Source organism: Streptomyces sp. NPDC014894, assembly GCF_043080985.1.
Classification (GTDB): Bacteria; Actinomycetota; Actinomycetes; order Streptomycetales; family Streptomycetaceae; genus Streptomyces.
Genome location: NZ_JBIBWD010000010.1, coordinates 18,700 through 36,515, shown reverse-complemented (window position 1 = coordinate 36,515; position 17,816 = coordinate 18,700). Strand labels below are relative to the sequence as shown.

At 74.5% G+C, this 17,816-nt stretch carries 16 protein-coding genes and 2 pseudogenes; 8 read left to right on the top strand and 10 right to left on the bottom strand.

All coding sequences use genetic code 11. From position 1 onward, the window contains the following. Nucleotides 1–66: 66 nt before the first annotated feature. Nucleotides 67–1,062: an AraC family transcriptional regulator gene (locus ACF089_RS23830; protein ID WP_392029873.1), complete on the bottom strand. Its 996-nt coding sequence runs from the start codon at nucleotides 1,060–1,062 to the stop codon at nucleotides 67–69. Between the two features lie 96 nt (nucleotides 1,063–1,158). Here ACF089_RS23830 and ACF089_RS23825 point away from each other — a divergent pair, with 96 nt between their 5' ends. Next, nucleotides 1,159–2,037 carry an NAD(P)H-binding protein gene (locus ACF089_RS23825; protein ID WP_392029870.1) on the top strand — a complete coding sequence of 293 codons (879 nt, stop codon included), beginning with the start codon at nucleotides 1,159–1,161 and terminating at the stop codon, nucleotides 2,035–2,037. Nucleotides 2,038–2,348: 311 nt separating this feature from the next. Here ACF089_RS23825 and ACF089_RS23820 read toward each other — a convergent pair. Continuing rightward, nucleotides 2,349–2,690, bottom strand: a pseudogene (locus ACF089_RS23820) (ATP-binding protein); the annotation flags it as partial. Continuing rightward, nucleotides 2,657–2,896, bottom strand: a complete 240-nt coding sequence (locus tag ACF089_RS23815; protein ID WP_392029867.1) for a hypothetical protein — start codon at nucleotides 2,894–2,896, stop codon at nucleotides 2,657–2,659. The gene ACF089_RS23815 and the pseudogene ACF089_RS23820, both read right to left, overlap by 34 nt. Before the next feature lie 109 nt (nucleotides 2,897–3,005). Here ACF089_RS23815 and ACF089_RS23810 point away from each other — a divergent pair, with 109 nt between their 5' ends. Then, complete coding sequence (locus ACF089_RS23810; protein ID WP_392029863.1) at nucleotides 3,006–3,770, top strand: GntR family transcriptional regulator; 765 nt, start codon at nucleotides 3,006–3,008, stop codon at nucleotides 3,768–3,770. Nucleotides 3,771–3,829: 59 nt separating this feature from the next. Here ACF089_RS23810 and ACF089_RS23805 read toward each other — a convergent pair whose 3' ends face one another. After that, nucleotides 3,830–4,327 carry a nitroreductase family deazaflavin-dependent oxidoreductase gene (locus ACF089_RS23805; protein ID WP_392029860.1) on the bottom strand — a complete coding sequence of 166 codons (498 nt, stop codon included), beginning with the start codon at nucleotides 4,325–4,327 and terminating at the stop codon, nucleotides 3,830–3,832. After that, entirely contained in the window at nucleotides 4,324–5,583 is a 1,260-nt protein-coding gene (locus ACF089_RS23800) for an acyl-CoA dehydrogenase family protein (RefSeq protein WP_392029857.1), read from the bottom strand. Before ACF089_RS23800 ends, ACF089_RS23805 begins: the two co-directional genes overlap by 4 nt. A 104-nt stretch (nucleotides 5,584–5,687) precedes the next feature. Here ACF089_RS23800 and ACF089_RS23795 point away from each other — a divergent pair, with 104 nt between their 5' ends. Beyond that, complete coding sequence (locus ACF089_RS23795) at nucleotides 5,688–6,857, top strand: acetyl-CoA acetyltransferase (RefSeq protein WP_392029854.1); 1,170 nt, start codon at nucleotides 5,688–5,690, stop codon at nucleotides 6,855–6,857. A gap of 16 nt (nucleotides 6,858–6,873) precedes the next feature. Here ACF089_RS23795 and ACF089_RS23790 read toward each other — a convergent pair whose 3' ends face one another. After that, nucleotides 6,874–7,467, bottom strand: a complete 594-nt coding sequence (locus ACF089_RS23790) for a TetR/AcrR family transcriptional regulator (RefSeq protein ID WP_392029851.1) — start codon at nucleotides 7,465–7,467, stop codon at nucleotides 6,874–6,876. A gap of 100 nt (nucleotides 7,468–7,567) precedes the next feature. On the opposite strand from ACF089_RS23790, the gene ACF089_RS23785 reads away from it, so the two are divergent. Then, nucleotides 7,568–8,254 carry a pyridoxal 5'-phosphate synthase gene (locus ACF089_RS23785; protein WP_392029848.1) on the top strand — a complete coding sequence of 229 codons (687 nt, stop codon included), beginning with the start codon at nucleotides 7,568–7,570 and terminating at the stop codon, nucleotides 8,252–8,254. Between the two features lie 588 nt (nucleotides 8,255–8,842). Here ACF089_RS23785 and ACF089_RS23780 read toward each other — a convergent pair. Then, nucleotides 8,843–9,313 (bottom strand): annotated as a pseudogene (locus ACF089_RS23780) (Zn-ribbon domain-containing OB-fold protein); the annotation flags it as partial. Beyond that, nucleotides 9,313–9,762 carry a DoxX family protein gene (locus ACF089_RS23775; RefSeq protein WP_392029845.1) on the bottom strand — a complete coding sequence of 150 codons (450 nt, stop codon included), beginning with the start codon at nucleotides 9,760–9,762 and terminating at the stop codon, nucleotides 9,313–9,315. The gene ACF089_RS23775 and the pseudogene ACF089_RS23780, both read right to left, overlap by 1 nt. Before the next feature lie 198 nt (nucleotides 9,763–9,960). Here ACF089_RS23775 and ACF089_RS23770 point away from each other — a divergent pair, with 198 nt between their 5' ends. From ACF089_RS23770 to ACF089_RS23755, 4 genes are all read left to right on the top strand, one after another. Then, complete coding sequence (locus ACF089_RS23770; RefSeq protein WP_392029842.1) at nucleotides 9,961–11,097, top strand: flavin-containing monooxygenase; 1,137 nt, start codon at nucleotides 9,961–9,963, stop codon at nucleotides 11,095–11,097. A gap of 356 nt (nucleotides 11,098–11,453) precedes the next feature. Further along, complete coding sequence (locus tag ACF089_RS23765; protein ID WP_392029839.1) at nucleotides 11,454–13,685, top strand: acetate--CoA ligase family protein; 2,232 nt, start codon at nucleotides 11,454–11,456, stop codon at nucleotides 13,683–13,685. After that, nucleotides 13,676–14,521, top strand: coding sequence for an enoyl-CoA hydratase/isomerase family protein (locus tag ACF089_RS23760; protein WP_392029836.1), 846 nt, complete (start codon nucleotides 13,676–13,678; stop codon nucleotides 14,519–14,521). The genes ACF089_RS23765 and ACF089_RS23760 overlap by 10 nt, the downstream gene beginning before the upstream one ends. A 485-nt stretch (nucleotides 14,522–15,006) precedes the next feature. Further along, entirely contained in the window at nucleotides 15,007–15,672 is a 666-nt protein-coding gene (locus ACF089_RS23755; RefSeq protein ID WP_392029833.1) for a flavin reductase family protein, read from the top strand. 115 nt (nucleotides 15,673–15,787) lie between these two features. Here the strand turns inward: ACF089_RS23755 and ACF089_RS23750 are convergent, their stop codons facing one another. Together ACF089_RS23750 and ACF089_RS23745 are read right to left on the bottom strand one after the other, a co-directional pair. Next, on the bottom strand, nucleotides 15,788–16,345 hold the full coding sequence (locus tag ACF089_RS23750; RefSeq protein WP_392029830.1) for an AAA family ATPase: 558 nt from the start codon (nucleotides 16,343–16,345) through the stop codon (nucleotides 15,788–15,790). Nucleotides 16,346–16,393: 48 nt separating this feature from the next. After that, a complete protein-coding gene (locus tag ACF089_RS23745) occupies nucleotides 16,394–17,770 on the bottom strand; it encodes an MFS transporter (protein WP_392029828.1) in 1,377 nt (458 codons plus the stop codon). Between the last annotated feature and the right edge of the window lie 46 nt (nucleotides 17,771–17,816).

The window sequence follows — 17,816 nt, the reverse complement described above, 5'->3', positions numbered from 1 at the left end:
ACACTCCCGTATAAGCGGAATAAGGATCGATCAATCACCCGGCCGCGCGATCGGTGAGGTAATCCCTCAATTCCATTCCGCGTTTTCCCGCCCCGGCATTCGGCCCGCCGGGCCCGGATCCGCCGCCGCCCGCGCCCGGGCCCGGTGCTCGCTCGGGCGGACGCCCAGGGTGCGTTTGAAGGCCACGCTGAGGGCGTACGCGTTGGAGTAGCCGACCCGGCGGGAGACGGCGTCGACGGTGGCGTCGGTCTGGGCGAGCAGATCGGCGGCCTGGCAGATCCGCCACTCCGTCAGATACGCCATCGGCGACTGGCCCACCAGATCGCTGAACCGCTGGGCGAACCTGGCCCGGGAGATCCCGGCCTCGGCGGCCAGCCCGGCGACCGTCCAGGGGCGGGCCGGCTCGCCGTGCATCAGCCGCAGCGCCCGGCCCACCGTCGGATCGCCGTGGGCCCGGTACCAGGCCGGGGCGCGGGCCTCCGGCCGTTCGAACCAGTCCCGCAGGCTGACCACCAGCAGCAGATCGAGCAGCCGGTCCAGGACCGCCTGCCGGCCGGGGGCCTCCCGGCCGATCTCGTACGCGATCATCTCCAGCGGCGGGCAGCCGCTCGGCGAGGCCGGGATCCGGGCGACCCGGGGCAGCGCGCCGAGCACCCGCTGCGAGACGCTGCCGCGCACCTGATAGGTGCCCTTCAGCAGCACCGTCGGCTTCGGCCGGCCGTCCGTGTCGTATCCGCACAGCGGCGACGCCTCCAGCAGCCGTCGCCCGTCCGGCGTCGTACAGCGCTCGGCGTCGTGGATCACCACCCGCGGGGCCGTGCCGGGGTCGTCGGCGACGGTGTACGGCTCGGGGCCGCGGACGATCACCACATCGCCGCAGTCCAGGGGGACGGGGTCGGCGCCGTCCGGGGTCACCCACGCCCGGCCGTCGAGCATGGCCAGCAGGGTGAGCGGGGTGGGCTCGACGAATCTCATGGACCACGGCGGATTGAACGCCGACTGGTCGAAGAGGGCTCCCCTGGGGCTGACATCGTGCAACAGGCTCGACAGGGCGTCATCCATGCGGGTGAGTCTAGAAGCCGGAGAACGAGACGCACAGACATCTTTATGAGAGGAACAGCCATCCTCCGTTCAGCGCGCCGCCGGTTCACTGGTCCCATGACGTCCACTCACACCTCCACATCCTCCGCCTCCTCCTCCTCCTCCGTGCTGGTGCTCGGCGGCACCGGCAAGACCGGCCGGCGGGTCGCCGCCGCCCTCTCCCGCCTCGGCATCACCCCCAAGGTCGCCTCCCGCTCCGCCCCGGTCCGCTTCGACTGGGCCGACGAAGGGTCCTGGGACCCGGCGCTGGCCGGGGTCGGCGCGGTGTACGTCGTCGACTCGCAGGGCCCCGCCGCCCCGGCCGAGGTCCGCGCCTTCGCCGCGGCCGCGAAGACGCGGGGCGTCCGGCGGCTGGTGCTGCTCTCCGCCCGGGTCTGGGAGGAGCTGGACGACGGCAGCGGAGAGGTGTTCGCCACCGAGCGCGCCGTCCGGGAGTCCGGCCTCGACTGGACGATCCTGCGCCCCGCCTGGTTCAACCAGAACTTCACCGAGGAGCCCTGGTACTCCGCCCCCCTCGCCGAGGGCGAGCTGCGCCTTCCCGCCGGGGACGGCCGCGAGCGCTTCGTCGACCTCGACGACCTCGCCGAGGTCGCGGCCGCCGCACTCACCCAGGACGGCCACTCCGGCCGCGTCTACACCCTCTCCGGACCCGACGCCCTCTCCTTCCACGACGTCGCCGAGGCCCTCTCCACCGCCTCCGGCCACAAGGTGACCTACACCCCCGTCACCCGCGAGCAGTACATCGAGGAACAGCTCGCCCGCGGCTACGCCCCCGACTTCGCCGAACTCATGGCCGACCTCTTCCTCCACATCGGCGCGAACGGCAGCGCCGCCCCCTCCGACGGCGTCCGCCAGGCCCTGGGCCGCGAGCCGCGGGCGTTCGGGGAGTACGTGCGCCGCACGGACTTCTCGTCGCTGGGGGCGGCGCGGGGGTGAGCACGCGGCCGGCCCGGGCGCGCGGGGTGACGGCCCGAGCGGGCGGGGTGACGGCCCGGGCGCCCGGGGTGACGGCCCGAGCGGGCGGGCGGGCTCGGGCGACCTGGCCGGCCCGGGCCTGCGCTCACCACCTGGGCTCGGCCCAGACGACCTTGCCGAGGGGCCGCTCCTCGATCCCCCACCGGGCCAGCACACCGAGAATCCTCAGCCCCCGCCCGCGCTCCCGCTCCACCGATCTCCCCCCGGACCCGGGGCACACGGCGCACGGGGTCGTGCACCTCGACCCGCACCGTCCTGTCGCGGACGGCGAGCACGACCAGCAGGGAGTCCCCGGGCTCGGTGCCGTAGCGCACGGCGTTGGTGACCAGCTCGGAGACGATGAGACGGAGATCGTCCAGCTGTTCGCCGGTGACGCCGGGCATCCGGTCGGCGACGAACGCGCGGGTGTACGAGCGGGCCGTGCCGACCGACTCGGGGAGTCCGGGCAGCACCAGCCGGGCGGACCCGTCGTCCTGGAGCACCTCGTCCGGCGGCGTCCCGCCCCAGGACCGTTCGCCCCACGGCGGGGGCGGCGCACCGAGGTCCGGCTCGGCGGTGGCGCGAAGTCGCTGACCAGGATTCACGGTGCCTTCTCTCTCTCGACCTCGGCCCATACGGATTCGCGGCCGCCGGCGCGGTCGTGGCCGAACCGGTCGGCGTTCGCGAGGGCGGCGAGGATCGCGGTACGGGTTCGCGGGCTCGGAGCGCTCGGCAGGTCGACCTCGACGCGCGTCACGGACGCGGTCTCGCTGACGCGCGGTTCGCGGCCGACGGCGGCGGCGAGCACATCGGCGAGGAACGCGGCACGGGCGTTGGGCACAGCTCTCCCAAGGTGAGCGCTGCATCACACAACGTGATGCTGAGTATTCAGCTTCAACCTGATGGGTTAGCTTTGTCAATGTCGCCGCCCAACTCCCGGAGCGCCCCATATGCCACGTGACACCCCTTACTTGCAGGTCGCCGACGCGCTGCGCGCTCGCATCAAGGCCGGTGAGTGGGGCGTGGGCGACAAGCTGCCCAGCCGGGCCCGCTTCGCCGAGGAGTACGGGGTCGGCCAGAGCGTGGCCCAGCGCGCCATGGAACGCCTCATCATCGAGGGTCTCCTCGAAGGCCGCGCGGGCTCCGGCACCTATGTGCGGCGGCCGCGCGAACGGCTGCGCATGGTCCGCTCACGCCACCGCGAACGCCGTGGCGAATCCCCCTTCCGCGCGGACATGCGCGAGCAAGGCAGGGCCGGGGCCTGGGAGTCCCGCAGCGAAGCCCGGACCCCCGCGCCGGAGAGCATCGCCGAACGGCTCGCCATCGCGCCCGGCGACCTGTGCGTCCGCACCGCCTACGAGTTCCTCGCCGACGGACAGCCTGTGCAACTGTCCGAGTCGTGGGAGCCGATGGCCGTCACCGGCGGCACCCCCGTCGTCCTGCCCGAGATGGGCCCGTACGCGGGCGCGGGCGTGGTCGAACGGATGCGGTCGATCGGCGTCGCCGTCGAGACCGCGGTCGAAGTGCCGCGCCCCGCCCGTGCCACCCAGGAGCAGGCCAATCTGCTGGGCATCTCCGTCGGCGATCTCATCACCTTGATCGAACGGACTTACTACGACGCCGAGGGCCGCCCGGTGGAGACCGCGGACATCGTGGTCGCCGACGTTCGCTGGGAGATCGCCTACGAGATCCCCGTCGACCGGACCGATGCCTGACCGCCGCCCGTGGAGTCCTGGGCGCCTGAAGGGCCCCGGGACACCCGGGAGCCCCCGGCTCAGCGGCGGGTGAGGCGGAAGAGGCGGATTTCGCGGGGGACGCGGGACTGGTAGGCGGCGTAGGGGGGCCAGAAGCGGAGGGCGTTGGCCCAGGTGCGGCGGCGGTCCTCGCCGGTGAGGAGGCGGGCCACGACCGGGACGGACTCACCCCTCCAGCTGATCTCGGCCTCGGGGCGGGCGAGGAGGTTGGCCGTCCACGACGGGTGGCGCGGGCGGCCGAAGTTGGAGCCGATCACGATCCAGGAGCCGTCGTCCTCGGGCATGCAGGCCAGCGGTGTGACCCTCGGCCGGCCCGTTCTGGCTCCCCGGGCGGTGAGGACGAGACCGGGCAGCATCAGGGTGCTCACCATGGCCCGGCCGCCCGTGAGCCGGTGCGTCGCGCGGTCCAGCGGCGGGATGACCCGGGGGGCGAGCCGGGCGAAGAGCCGGGTGGCGGAGAGGGCCCTGACCAGCCGGACGCCGAGCGGGGCCCGGTCCTCCGCGCGCCCCCCGGTCACCGGCCCGCCCCCGGCCCCGCGTCCACCGCGTCCGCGTCCATCACGACCCGGTCCCGGTCCGCGAGCGATCCCGGCGCGAGGCCCCCGAAGAGCCCCGCCGTCTCCGCCGCGCGGTCGCGCAGGCGGTGGACCGGGCCGAACAGCAGCTCGTCGCCGGCCGCCCGCTTGAAGTAGCGATGCGTCCGGTGCTCCCAGGTGAACCCGATCCCGCCGTGCAACTGCACCGCCTCCGCCGTCACCGCCCGTACCGTCTCCAGGCACTGCGCCAGCGCCAGGCTGCCCGCGCCGGACGGGTCCCATGCCGCGTACCGCGCGGCCGAGCGGGCGGCGCGGACCCGGACGTACAGATCGGCCAGCCGGTGCCGCACCGCCTGGAACGAGCCGATCGGGCGGCCGAACTGCTCCCGCTCGCGGACGTGCCGCACCGTCCCCTCCAGCGCGCACTCCGCCGTCCCCGCCGACTCCGCCGCGAGCAGCGCCGCCGCCCGCGCGCCCATGGCCGCCAGCGCGCCGGGCGTGCGCGTCCCGTCGTCGTCGCCCAGCGGCTCGGCGGCGCAGTCGCGCAGCTGTACGCGGCCCTGCGGCCGGGTCTCGTCCAGCGCGGTGAGCCGGGCCCGGCTCAGCCCCGCCGCCCCCGCCCGGACCAGGAACAGCCGGGTCCTGCCGCGTGCCGGGCCGCCCGCGCGGGCGGCGACCAGCAGCAGCCCCGCGCTGTGGCCGTCGAGGACCTGGCCGGCCTCCCCGTACAGCAGCCAGCCCCCGTCCGGCGCGGGCCGGGCCTGGACGCCGCCGGCCCGGCCGCCCCCGGCCCACTCCCCGGCGGTGTTGTCGCCGGTCAGCCCGAGCGCGGTGGCGAGTCCCGCGCCCGGGACCGCGAGGGCGCAGGTCAGGGAGGCGTCCGCGAGGCGCGGCAGCAGCGTCTCGCACTGGGCGCGGGAGCCGAGCGCGGCGATCAGCGGGGCGGTGAGCCCGGAGGTCGCCAGCAGCGGCGAGGGCAGCAGCGCGCGGCCGGTCTCCTCGCAGGCGAGGGCGAGTTCGGCGAGTCCGCAGCCGACTCCCCCGTACGCCTCGGGGAGGGCGAGCCCCGGCAGCCCGAGCCGTTCGCCGAGGTCCGCCCAGAGGGCCCGGTCGTGTCCGGCCGGGGCGGCGGCCGCGGCGGCGACCTCGGCCGGGCCGCAGCGCTCGGCGAGCAGTTCGCGCAGGGCGCCGCGGATCGCGCGCTGTTCCGCGGTGAGGGGGGCGAAGGCGTTGTCCATGGACCCTCCCGTTCTGACGGCACGTCATATTAGGCCCGTGCGAGCCACGTTGGACAGACTCCGGGGCCTCTTCCCGCGACCCGATCTGATGTACCGTCAGATACATGTCCGCCACCTCGCGCAAGGTCGCCGTCGTCGGCGTGGCCCTCTCCGACTGCGGCCGGCTGGAGGGCCCCACCCCCTACACCCTGCACGCCCAGGCCGCCCGCCGCGCGCTCGCCGACTCCGGCCTCGACCGCTCGGTCGTCGACGGACTCGCCTCGGCGGGCCTCGGCACGCTCGCGCCCGTCGAGGTCGCCGACTATCTCGGCCTCCGGCCGCGCTGGTCCGACTCCACCTCCGTCGGCGGCGCGACCTGGGAGGTGATGGCCGCCCACGCCGCCGACGCGATCGCCGCCGGGCACGCCAACGCCGTACTCCTCGTCTACGGCTCCACCGCCCGCGCCGACATCGCGGCCGGCCGCCGCACCGCGGGCCTGGACCTCGGCAACCGCGGGCCGCTCCAGTTCGAGGCCCCGTACGGCCATACGCTGATCGCCAAGTACGCGATGGCCGCCCGCCGGCACATGCACGAGTACGGCACCACGCTGGAGCAGCTCGCCGCCGTCGCGGTCCAGACCCGCGCCCACGCCGCCGCCAACCCGGACGCGATGTACCGCTCGCCGATCACCGTGGACGACGTGCTGGGCGGGCCGCTGATCGCCGATCCGTTCACCCGGCTCCACTGCTGCGTACGCGGCGACGGCGGGTGCGCGGTGCTGCTGGCGGCCGAGGAGTACGTGCCCGACACCGCGAAGGCCCCGGTGTGGGTCCTCGGCTCCGGCGAGTACGTCTCGCACGCCGCCCTCTCCGGCTGGGACGACTTCACCGTCTCCCCGGCGGCCGTCTCGGGCCGGCTCGCCTTCGAACGCGCCGGGCTCACCCCCGCCGAGATGGACATCGCCGAGATCTACGACGCCTTCACCTATATGACCCTGGTGACCCTGGAGGATCTCGGCTTCTGCGCCAAGGGCGAGGGCGGCCCCTTCGTCGAGGAGGGCCGGATCGGCCCCGGCGGCGCCCTGCCGGTGAACACCGACGGCGGCGGGCTCTCCGCCTGCCACCCCGGAATGCGCGGGCTGTTCCTGCTGGTCGAGGCGGTACGGCAGTTGCGCGGCGAGGCGGGCGGCCACCAGGTGACGGCGGCCGGCGGCGGGCCGCCCCGCCTCGCGGTCGCCTCGGGGACGGGCGGCTGGTTCTGCTCCTCGGGGACGGTGGTGCTGGGCCGCGACTGAGCCCCGCCGCCCGGCCCTACTCGCCGGCCGCCGGCCCGTCCGGCGGCAGCAGCCGTTCCACCAGGGAGGCGATCAGATCGCCCGCCTCCGCCGCGGGGAACACCTCGGGCAGCGTCAGCCGCTCCACCACCAGCCAGTTGGCGGCGAGATAGATCATCCTGACCGCGTCCGCGTCCCCGGGGAGCCCGGCCTCCAGATGCCCGGAGACATTGGCCTCCACGTCCTGTCTGACCCGCTCGGTCAGCACCGCGCGCAGGGCGGGGCGGCGGGTGGCCTCCAGCCGCAGTTCGAGCAGGGCGAGATACGCCGTACGGAAGGTCGCGATCCGCTCCACCACATCGCGGACCAGCCGCGCCGTCCGTTCCCGGGTCGCCGGGCCCTCGCTCATCGACGCGAGCGTGGCGTCGTCCGGGCGCATCCGCTCGTAGATCCGCGCACCGGCCTGATTGAGCAGGTCGTCGCGGTTGGCGAAGTAGTTCGACGCGGTGCCCTTGGGCACGGAGGCCTCGGTGTCGACGGCGCGGAAGGTCAGCCCGCGCGCGCCGTCGCGGGAGAGCACCTCGATGGCCGCGTCGACCAGCGCGGCGCGCCGGGCCAGGTTCTGCCGCATGGGACGGTCACCGTTCCTCGGGGTTCGGCCGTTCCTCAGAGTTCGGCCGTTCGACCACTATAAGCGGAGCACTACGGCTTGAGTGGTGTTCACTGGGCGAATGGACAACGACGGCCGGGACCCCTTCCACGCCCAGGACGCCTTCCGCGTACTGCTGTACGCCCAGCGGGTCTGGGACATCGACCTGCCCTCCTTCGACCCGGAGACCGCTCCCGCGAGCCCGCTGCCGCTCTTCCACCAGTGGTTCGCGGAGGCGGTCGCCGCCGGGCAGACCGAGCCGCACACCATGACGCTGGCGACCGTGGACGGGGACGGCGCGCCGGACGTCCGGACCCTGATGCTGCACGACGCCGACGCGCGCGGGTGGCACTTCGCCTCCCACTCCACCAGCGCGAAGGGGCGGCAGCTGGACGCCCGCCCCGAGGCGGCCGCCGGCTTCTACTGGGCCGCCCAGGGCCGTCAGGTCCGGGTGCGCGGCCCGGTCGCCGTCATCGGCGCGGCGGAGAGCGCCGCGGATCTGCACGCCCGCTCGACGGGCGCGCTGGCCGCCGCCCTCACCGGCCGCCAGAGCGAGGTCCTGGCCAGCCGCGAGGAACTCGCCCACGCCTCGGCCGCCGCCTGGGAACGCGCCCGCACGGAGCCGGAGGCCCGCGTGCCGACCTGGACGCGCTATGTCCTGGAGCCCCGCGAGGTCGAGTTCTTCCAGGGTGACGCCTGGCGACAGCACGTCCGGCTGCGCTACCGGGGTGCGGGGGCGCGCTGGGAGCGCGAGCTTCTCTGGCCGTAGGCCCCGGGCGGGGCGGGCGGCGCGGGGCGCGCCGGGGGTACGGGGGTACGCGCCCGTGGGCCCTGGCCCCTGTCGGCCCCGGGCCCACCGGGGCGAAGCCCTGACCTGCGGCCGGACCGCGCCCGCACCCGCCTTGTGGCGGAGCTTCGTCCTCAATCGCCGGACGGGCTGGGTTTGCTCTCGCCGAGCCGGGTTCGCTCACCGCGCTGAGTTTGCTCTCGCCGAGCCGGGTTGCACCCGACAGGCGCGCCAAGCCCGCCCAACTCAAGCCCCGCCGGCCACATCCAGCCCCGCCGGCGATTGAGACGCGGGACCCCGGGACGGCATCCCACCACCCAGCCTCGCCGGCGATTGAGGCGCGGGGTCCGGGGCAGAGCCCCGGGGGCAGCCAGAACCGTGCGGGATCCCCGGGCGCGGGTCCGTCCTCAAACGCCGGACGGGCTGGATTTACTCGCCGAGCCGGGTTCGCTCACCGCGCTGAGTTTGCTCTCGCCGAGCCGGGTTGCACCCGGCAGGCGCGCCCAGCTCAAGCCCCGCCGGCGATTGAGGCGCGGGGCGCGGGGCGGCATCCCACCCGGCCCCGCCGGCGGTGGGGCGGAAGACCGGGATGGGGGGGCCGTCGGGGGCCGGGCGGAAGGCGACCTTCAGGGGCATGCCGACGCGCAGCCCGCCCCCCGCCTCCTCCCACCCCACCACCTCGGTCGCCATCCGCGGCCCCTCGGCGAGATCGACCACGGCCGCGACGTACGGCGTCCGCGCGCCGAACGGCGGCAGATCGTTGCGGTGCACCACGGACCAGGTGTAGAGCAGGGCCCGCCCGCTCGCGGTCTCCCAGTCGACCTCGTCGCTCCAGCAGTACGGACAGAACTCGCGCGGATAGTGGTGGGCCCTGGCGCAGGCCCGGCAGCGGCGGACAAGCAGCCGCCCCGCGCCGGCCGCCTCCCAGTACGGCCGGGTGAAGGCGTCGATCTCGGGCGTCGCGCACGTGGCGGACGCAGAGGGCGCAGAGAGCACGGAGGGCACAGCGGACGCGGAAGGCTGCGGGGACGCCTGGGTCATCAGAAGAGTCCGATCGCGTGGTCGAGGGACCAGGTCTGCCAGGACAGGGCGAGGAGCGCGACCAGCGAGATCAGCGCCATCATCGCGTTCTGCCCCTGCTCGGCCCAGTCGTGGATCATCAGGACGAGATAGAGCAGATTGAGGAGCAGCCCGCCGACGAGGGCGACGGGCGTCAGGAATCCGGCGACCAGCCCGAGCCCGACGGCCAGTTCGGCGTACACCACGAGGTACGCCATCGCCCGGGGCCGGGGCGCGACCACCGCGTGGAAGCCCTTGGTCACCGGGGCCCAGCGGTGCCGGTCGGCCACCTCCCGTGCCCAGGCGATCCCGGTCCCGCGCTCGAACCACCCCTTCCGGTCCTTGTGCCGCCAGCTCTCCAGCCACCACAGCCCGAGCCCGATCCTCAGGACGGCAAGCCATTCGGTGCCGGTGAGCCAGACGGTCGCCATCCGGACCTCCCCTGTCCTCGCCCTCGCACGGGCATATTTCTGACGGTACGTCAGTTCAGCCGATCCCCGGCCCGCCGCGCAAGAGGCGTGCGTACTCGGCCGAAGTCGGCCAACAGACGGTCGACTGTGATCAATTCGGTATGGATTCCCGTCTTGACCGAGACCCATCAAGGGGGGTGGGCAGTACGCTCACGCTCTATGGACAGAACGGACGACAGGCCCGTCTATGTGATCGGCGGCGGCCCTGGCGGCCTGGCCGCGGCGGCCGCACTGCGCAAGCGGGGCGTACGGGCCGTGGTGCTGGAGAAGTCCGACGCCGTCGGCGCGTCCTGGCGCGGCCACTACGACCGGCTCCGTCTGCACACCACCCGCGGGCTCTCGGGACTGCCCGGACTCGCCGTGCCCCGGAGATTCGGCCGCTGGGTCTCCCGCGACGACCTGGTCCGCTATCTGGAGAAGTACGCGAAGGTCCAGGAGCTGGACGTCGTGACGGGCGTGGAGGTCTCCCGCGTCGAGCCCGCCGGGAACGGCGACTGGCTGCTGCACGCCACGGGCGGACGGCGGCTGACCGGACGGGCGGTGGTGGTCGCGACCGGGTACAACCACACGCCGAGAGTGCCCGACTGGCCGGGGCGCGAGGGGTGGACGGGAGAGCTGCTGCACGCGGGCGAGTACCGCGACCCCGCCCCGTACCGGGGCAAGGACGTCCTGGTCGTGGGCGTGGGCAACACCGGCGCGGAGATCGCGGTCGATCTGGTGGAGGGCGGGGCCGAACGGGTCCGGCTCGCCGTCCGCACACCCCCGCACATCGTCCGCCGCTCCACGCTGGGCTGGCCGTCCCAGCGCACCGGCGTCCTGGTCCGCCGGCTGCCCGCCCGGCTGGTGGACGGACTGGCGGGCGTCCTCTCCCGGGTCTCCGTGCCCGATCTGACGGCGTACGGGCTGCCGCGCCCCGCGGCCGGGCTCGCCACCAGGGCCCGGGCCGGGGCCATCCCGGTGCAGGACGCGGGATTCGTCAAGCTGGTGCGCGCCGGGAGGATCGAGCCGGTCGCGGCGCTGGACTCCTTCGACGGCGACAAGGCCGTACTGGCGGACGGCGACCGGATCGCGCCCGACACGGTGATCGCGGCGACGGGCTACCGGCGCGCGCTGGAGGGGCTGGTCGGACATCTGGAGGTCCTGGACGCCGAGGGCCGGCCGCTGACCCGAGGCGGGCGGACGCCCAAGCGGGCTCCGGGGCTGTACTTCACCGGATTCACCAATCCGATCAGCGGAATGCTCCGCGAGCTGGGAATGGACGCGCGCCGCATCGCGAAGTCCCTGTCCAGGGGCTGAGCCCCGGGCCCGCCGCCGACCGCACACGCGCCGCACGGCGAAGACCCGGGCCGAGAACCGGGCCCCCGCCGCCGGCGCGCCACGGGCCCGCGCGCCCCGGCGTACCCCGAGGACGCGGCCCGACGCCCCCGACACCCCGGCGCGACCGGCGTCCGACTGGCCGGAAGTCCCGTTACCCCTCGCCCTCCCGGTCCCTAGGATCACGGTGGCCCGGGGCCCGGCCGGGCGCGGCCCGAGACGGCCGCGACCGAGGGGCTCGGGGCCCGGTGCGGCACGGGCTCTTCCTGACTGTGCGTCAGATCAGTAATCTGACTACGCGTCAGTTAGTTTGCACCGAGCAGGAGCGGGGCTCAGCGATGCTTGGATCGACTCACGGCACCCTCACCTCCGGCCTCCGCGCACGCGTCGTCGCCTGCGGAGACCACTCCCGCGACGCCGTCCACGACACCGCCTCGGTCACCGCGACCGCCGGTGACCTGGATGTCAGCGGACGGCCGCTGTACGCGCCCGTACCCGACCTGGACCGCTTCTTCCGGCCCCGATCGATCGCCGTGATCGGCGCGTCGGACGGGGAGGGGCGGCCGAGCGCCGGAATCACCCGGCAGCTCATCGGCTGGGCCGAGCGGGTCGGCGCCCGGCTGCACCCCGTGCATCCCGCGCGGGAGGAGGTCTTCGGACTGCGCTGCGCGCCCTCGGTGGCCGCGCTGCCCGAACCGGTCGATCTCGCGGTGCTGCTGGTCGGCGATCCGCTGCCGCTGATCGGCGAACTGGCCGAGGCGAAGATCGGCTTCGCGGTCGCCTTCGCCTCCGGATACGCGGAGACCGGCGAGGCGGGCGCGCGGGCGCAGGCCCGGCTCGCGGAGGAGGTGGCGCGGACGGGCGTGCGGCTGCTGGGGCCCAACACCAATCTGAACGCCTTCGAGACCTTCCGCGACGATCTCGAAGGTCCCGCCATCGCGCTGATCACCCAGTCCGGCCACCAGGGCCGGCCCGTCTTCACCCTCCAGGAGCTGGGCGTACGGCTCTCCCACTGGGCGCCCACCGGCAACGAGGCCGACTTGGAGACCGCCGACTTCATCTCGTACTTCTCCGAGCACCCCGAGGTCGGGGCGATCGCCTGCTATGTCGAGGGACTCAAGGACGGGCGGTCCTTCCTGCTCGCCGCCGACCGGGCCGCCCGGCGCGGGGTGCCGGTGGTCGCCGTGAAGGTCGGGCGGACGGAGGCGGGCGCGCGGATGGCCGCCTCCCACACCGGGAAGCTGACCGGCGCCGACCAGGTGGTGGACGCGGCCATGCGGCAGTACGGGGTGATCCGCGTCGACGGTCTGGACCAGCTCCAGGACACCTCGGCCCTGCTGGCCCGGGCCCGTAAACCGGTCGCCGAAGGCGTCGTCGTCTACTCGATCTCCGGTGGCACCGGGGCCCACTTCGCCGATCTGGCGACCGCCGCCGGGCTGCCGCTGCCCCGGCTCTCCGAGGCCCGGCAGAAGCAGCTGCACCGGTGGATACCGGAGTATCTGAGCGTCGCCAACCCGGTGGACAACGGCGGCCACCCCGTGGGCGACTGGCGCGGACGGAAGATCATCGACGCGATCCTGGCCGACCCCGAGGTGGGGGTGCTGATCTGTCCGATCACCGGTCCGTTCCCGCCGATGAGCGACCGGCTGGCCGAGGATCTGGTGGCCGCCGCCGAGGCCACCGAGAAGCTGGTGTGCGTGGTGTGGGGGTCTCCGGTGGGCACGGAGGCCGCGTACCGGGAGACCCTGCTGGGCTCCTCGCGGGTGGCCACCTTCCGCACCTTCGGCAACTGCGTGGACGCCGTCCGCTCCTATCTCGGCCACCACCGCTTCACCAGCGGCTACCGCTCCCCCTTCGACGAGGCCCCGCGCGGCCCCTCGCCCTCGTACCGCAGGGCGCGTGCTCTGCTGAGCCCCGGCCGGCAGCTCAGCGAGCACGCGGCCAAGCAGCTGCTGCGGGCGTACGGGATCAGGGTGCCGCGCGAGCAGCTGGTGACCAGCGCGGCGGCGGCCGTCCGCGCGGCCGGGCTGGTCGGCTATCCGGTGGTGATGAAGGCGTCCGGCGACCGGCTGGCCCACAAGTCCGAACTCGGCCTGGTCACCGTCGGTCTCACCTCCGCCAGCCAGGTGCGGGACGCCTATCGCGACCTCACCGGGATCGCCCGCCGCGAGGGCGTCGACCTGGACGGCGTCCTGGTCTGCCAGCTGGTCGACCGGGGTGTGGAGATGGTCGTCGGGGTGACCCGGGACGCGCTGTTCGGGCCGACGGTGACGGTCGGGCTCGGCGGGGTCCTGGTGGAGGTGCTCCAGGACGTGGCCGTACGGGTGCCTCCGTTCGGCGAGGACCAGGCGCGGGCGATGCTCGGCGAGCTGCGGGGGCGGGCGCTGCTGGAGGGGGTGCGGGGCGGGCCGCCGATGGATGTGGACGCGCTGGTGGAGGTGGTGCTGCGGGTGCAGCGGATGGCGCTGGAGCTGGGGGACGACCTGGACGAGCTGGACATCAATCCGCTCGTGGTGCTGGAGCGCGGCCAGGGCGCGGTGGCGCTGGACGCGTTCGCGGTGTGCCGGTGAGCGGCGGCGAGGCGCGGGCGAGCGGCGGCGGTGCGCCGGTGGGCGGAGGCGAGGTGCTGCACCGCGTCGACGGCGGCGTCCTGTGGATCACCCTCAACCGGCCCGAGGTGATGAACGCCCTCGCCCGCGACCAGCGCGAGCTGCTGATCTCCCTGCTCGACGCCGCCTCGGGGGATCCGGCGGTACGGGCCGTCGTCCTCACCGCCGTCGGGCGGGGCTTCTGCGCGGGGGCCGATCTGCGCGGCAGCACCGCCGGGCCGGGGCGGGAGCCGGTCGCGGGCGATGTGAGCCGGACGATCCGGTGCGGGGCGCAGCGGCTGATCGCGGCGGTGCTGGAGTGCGAGAAGCCGGTGATCGCGGCGGTCAACGGCACGGCGGCGGGCGTCGGCGTCCATCTCGCCCTCGCCTGCGATCTGGTGCTGGCGGCGGAGGAGGCCCGATTCACCGAGGTGTTCGTCCGGCGCGGTCTGGTGCCGGACGGCGGCGGGGCGTATCTGCTGACGCGGCTGGTCGGGCCGCTGCGGGCCAAGGAGCTGATGTTCTTCGGCGACTCGGTGCCGGCCGCCGACGCGCTGCGGATGGGGCTGGTCAACAGGGTCGTTCCGGCCGCCGAGCTGGAGCGGACGGCCGGGGAGTGGGCGAAGCGGCTGGCCCGGGGGCCGACCCGGGCGCTGGCGCTCGCCAAGCAGCTGGTGAACGTCTCGCTGGAGTCGGACCGGGCGGCCGCGTTCGCGGCGGAGGCGGCGGCGCAGGAGATCAATATGACGACGAGGGACGCGCGGGAGGGGGTGGCGAGTTTCGTGGAGCGCCGGAGCGCGGTGTTCGAGGGGCGCTGAGCCGGGCCTCGGACGGATGAAGGGCCCCTGCCGCCGTGGCGGAGGGGCCCTTCGAGCACATGCCGCTGGACGACTGGGGGTTCCATCCAGCGGCGCGGGCTCAGTGGTGGTTGAGGAGCTTCACGACCAGCTCCCAGAGCGCTCGCGCTCCGAGGGCTATGCCCAGCCGTTCCGTCACCTCGCGGACCCGCCCTTTCCGGGCGCGTTCGGTGTCCACCATGTGCCACCTCATCTCATTCTCGTGTGGGCCGGGTCGCCCGGTGGATCCGGCGACCCCCAGGACGGCGGATCATCCGAAGGAACCCGGCCCAGCCCACTGATGAGGTAAGGCACTGTCAGGCTAGACCCGAACCGCGCACGGGTCCAGGGGAGTTGAGCGATGCGGGGGCCGAGGGCCCGCCGCGGATCGGGGGCCGGGGGCGGGCGGGTTCCGGCGTGTTCCCGGGGTTCCTATCTGACGGTACGTCAGTTTCAATGGTCGGGTGATGGGACACGCGGCCATGGCCGCCACCGCCGTCCGGCATCTCCGCTCCGCCGGATCCGCCCCCGCCGGGGCGCGGTACGGGACACCGCCCGGGGCCGCTCCCCGGACCGCGCCCCGGGCCGTGCTCCGGCCTGTCGGGGAGGGCGGGGAGGGCGGGGAGGGCAGGGAAGGCGGGGAGGCCGGGCGGCCGCCGGTCGTCGCGGCGGAGCTGCGGCGGGTCCTCGGGCACTTCCCCACCGGGGTCGCCGTCGTCACCGCACGCGACGGGGACGGCCCGGCCGGATTCGCCTGCCAGTCGTTCTCCTCGCTGTCGCTCGATCCGCCGCTGGCGGTCTTCATGGTCGGCCGCGCCTCGGCGACCTGGCCGCGCATCGCCCGCGCGGGAAGCTTCTGCGCCAATGTGCTGGGCGAGGAGCAGGAGGCGCTCTGCCGAAGGTTCGCGGTGAGCGGGGCGGACAAGTTCGCCGGGGTGGCGCACGGGCCCGCGCCGGTCACCGGCTCGCCCCTGCTCGCCGGGGCGCCGGCCTGGGCGGACTGCGAGATCCAGGCCGTGCACACCGGGGGCGACCATCTGATCGTCGTGGGCCGGATCGTGGCGCTCGGCGCGGAGGGGGGCGGCGAGCCGCTGGTCTTCCACCGGGGGCGGTTCCGGCGTCTGGAGCGGTGAGGCCGCCGGTTCGGCGCCCGGAGCCGGGGCCGCCGGTTTGGCGCCGGTCCCGCGAGCGCGCCGCACACCATGGCCGCGCCCCGGTCCCGGCGCCCCGGTCCACTGACCTCGCTCATCAGACGCCGGGCGGTCCGCCGTCCCGCCCTTCGACATGGGCGATCACCTCGTCGGCCAGCTCGGCCGTGGGCCGCTCCCCGTCGAGGACGACGGTGTCCGGCGACAGCGTGGCGAGCGCGGCCGTGGCGGCCGGGATCTGGTCCTTGGTCCACTGTCTGACGCGCTCGTCCCGTGCCGGGTCGTCCTCGTGGTTGATCCGCGCGTCGAGCCGCCGGACCAGCTCGTCGGGGCCGACGTCCAGGAAGAAGTGGTGGACGGGAACCCCCGCCGCGCGGAGTCCGCCGTGGATCTCCTCGGCGTACCGGGGCTCGACCAGGGTCATGGGGGCGATGACGGGCCGCCCGTACTCCCGCACCAGACCCAGGCCCAGCGAGACGACCTGGCTCCGCCACAGCGGGAGGTCCTGGAAGTTCCCGGTCGGCGCGGTCACGATCTCCGTCAGCACATGGCCGACCTGCTCCGGGTCGAAGACCAGGGACCCCCGGAGCCGCCGGTGCAGCTCGGCGGCGAGCGTCGTCTTGCCGCCCCCGAAGGCTCCGTTCAGCCAGATGATCACGTAACTCTCCTCTCACACAGGGCACTTCACCCTCGCACACCCCACCCCTCAGCTGTCGAGACCACCGGGGAGAGCCGGGGCCGGGGCGGCGGGCGGACGGCGGGTGATCACCAGGGCCATCAGCGCGGCCATCGCGCAGAGCGCCCCGGAGGCGTACCAGACCACGTCGTACGAGCCGAACACGTCGCGCGCCGCGCCGCCCGCGAACGCCACCACCGCCGCGCCCACCTGGTGCGAGGCGAGCACCCAGCCGAAGACGATCGCGCTGTCCTCGCCGTAGTGCTCACGGCAGAGGGCGATCGTCGGCGGGACGGTCGCCACCCAGTCCAGGCCGTAGAAGACGATGAAGAAGACCATCGGCAGCTCCACCGAGGGGGCCAGCAGCATCGGCAGGAAGAGCAGGCTCACCCCGCGCAGCGCGTAGTACACCGCCAGCAGTCTGCGGGCGTCGAAGCGGTCGGTGAACCAGCCCGAGGCGATGGTGCCGATGACGTCGAAGACGCCGATTACCGCGAGCAGCGAGGCCGCCGCCGTGATCGGCATGCCGTGGTCGTGGGCGGCGGGCACGAAATGGGTCTTCACCAGGCCGTTGGTGGACGCGCCGCAGATCGCGAAGGTCCCCGCCAGCAGCCAGAACGGGCCGGTGCGCGCGGCTCTGAAGAGCACCTGGACGGTACGGCGGGCCGCGCCGGGCACCGGCGCGGGCTTGGGCGTGAAGCCCTCGGCCCCGTACGCCGCGATCCCCGCGTCGGCCGGGTGGTCGAGCAGCAGCAGCCAGACCAGGGGGACGACGGCCAGCGCGGCGAGCGCGACCGTGAGGGCGGCGGGCTCCCAGCCGCGCTCCTCCACCAGCCAGGACAGCAGCGGCAGAAAGACCAGCTGGCCCGAGGCCCCGGCGGCGGTGAGGATGCCGGTGACCAGACCGCGCCGCCGCACGAACCAGCGGTTGGTGACGGTCGCGGCGAACGCCAGCGCCATCGATCCGCTGCCGAGCCCGACCAGAACGCCCCAGTACAGCACCATCTGCCAGGGCTCGGTCATGGTCACGGTGAGCGCCGCGCCGATCGCGATGACGGTGAGGGCGGCGGCGACCACCCGGCGGATGCCGAAACGGTCCATCAGGGCGGCGGCGAACGGCGCGGTCAGCCCGTACAGCGCGAGATTGACCGAGACGGCGAAGCCGATGGTGCCGCGCGACCAGCCGAAATCGCCGTGCAGCGGCTCGATCAGCAGGCCGGGCAGGGAGGCGAAGCCGGCGGCTCCGATGATCGTCACAAAGGCGACGGCGGCGACGGACCAGGCGCGGTGCGCCCGGAAGCGGCCGGGGCGGGGCGCGGGCGGGCGGGAGTCGCCGGAGGGGGCGTCGGGGGTTCGGTGGTCGGTCTGGTCATCGGTCTGGTCGTCGGTCTGGCGTGTCTCGGTCACGGAGTCCAGCCTCCGGGGAGCGTCTCGCGCCATCGAGTGGCCCGAA

Bases quoted from the DNA above. Each gene is read 5' to 3' on its own strand.
- ACF089_RS23830 (WP_392029873.1), bottom strand. From the start codon at position 1,062: ATGGATGACGCCCTGTCGAGCCTGTTGCACGATGTCAGCCCCAGGGGA.
- ACF089_RS23825 (WP_392029870.1), top strand. From the start codon at position 1,159: ATGACGTCCACTCACACCTCCACATCCTCCGCCTCCTCCTCCTCCTCC.
- ACF089_RS23810 (WP_392029863.1), top strand. From the start codon at position 3,006: ATGCCACGTGACACCCCTTACTTGCAGGTCGCCGACGCGCTGCGCGCT.
- ACF089_RS23800 (WP_392029857.1), bottom strand. From the start codon at position 5,583: ATGGACAACGCCTTCGCCCCCCTCACCGCGGAACAGCGCGCGATCCGC.
- ACF089_RS23795 (WP_392029854.1), top strand. From the start codon at position 5,688: ATGTCCGCCACCTCGCGCAAGGTCGCCGTCGTCGGCGTGGCCCTCTCC.
- ACF089_RS23790 (WP_392029851.1), bottom strand. From the start codon at position 7,467: ATGCGGCAGAACCTGGCCCGGCGCGCCGCGCTGGTCGACGCGGCCATC.
- ACF089_RS23785 (WP_392029848.1), top strand. From the start codon at position 7,568: ATGGACAACGACGGCCGGGACCCCTTCCACGCCCAGGACGCCTTCCGC.
- ACF089_RS23775 (WP_392029845.1), bottom strand. From the start codon at position 9,762: ATGGCGACCGTCTGGCTCACCGGCACCGAATGGCTTGCCGTCCTGAGG.
- ACF089_RS23770 (WP_392029842.1), top strand. From the start codon at position 9,961: ATGGACAGAACGGACGACAGGCCCGTCTATGTGATCGGCGGCGGCCCT.
- ACF089_RS23765 (WP_392029839.1), top strand. From the start codon at position 11,454: ATGCTTGGATCGACTCACGGCACCCTCACCTCCGGCCTCCGCGCACGC.
- ACF089_RS23755 (WP_392029833.1), top strand. From the start codon at position 15,007: ATGGGACACGCGGCCATGGCCGCCACCGCCGTCCGGCATCTCCGCTCC.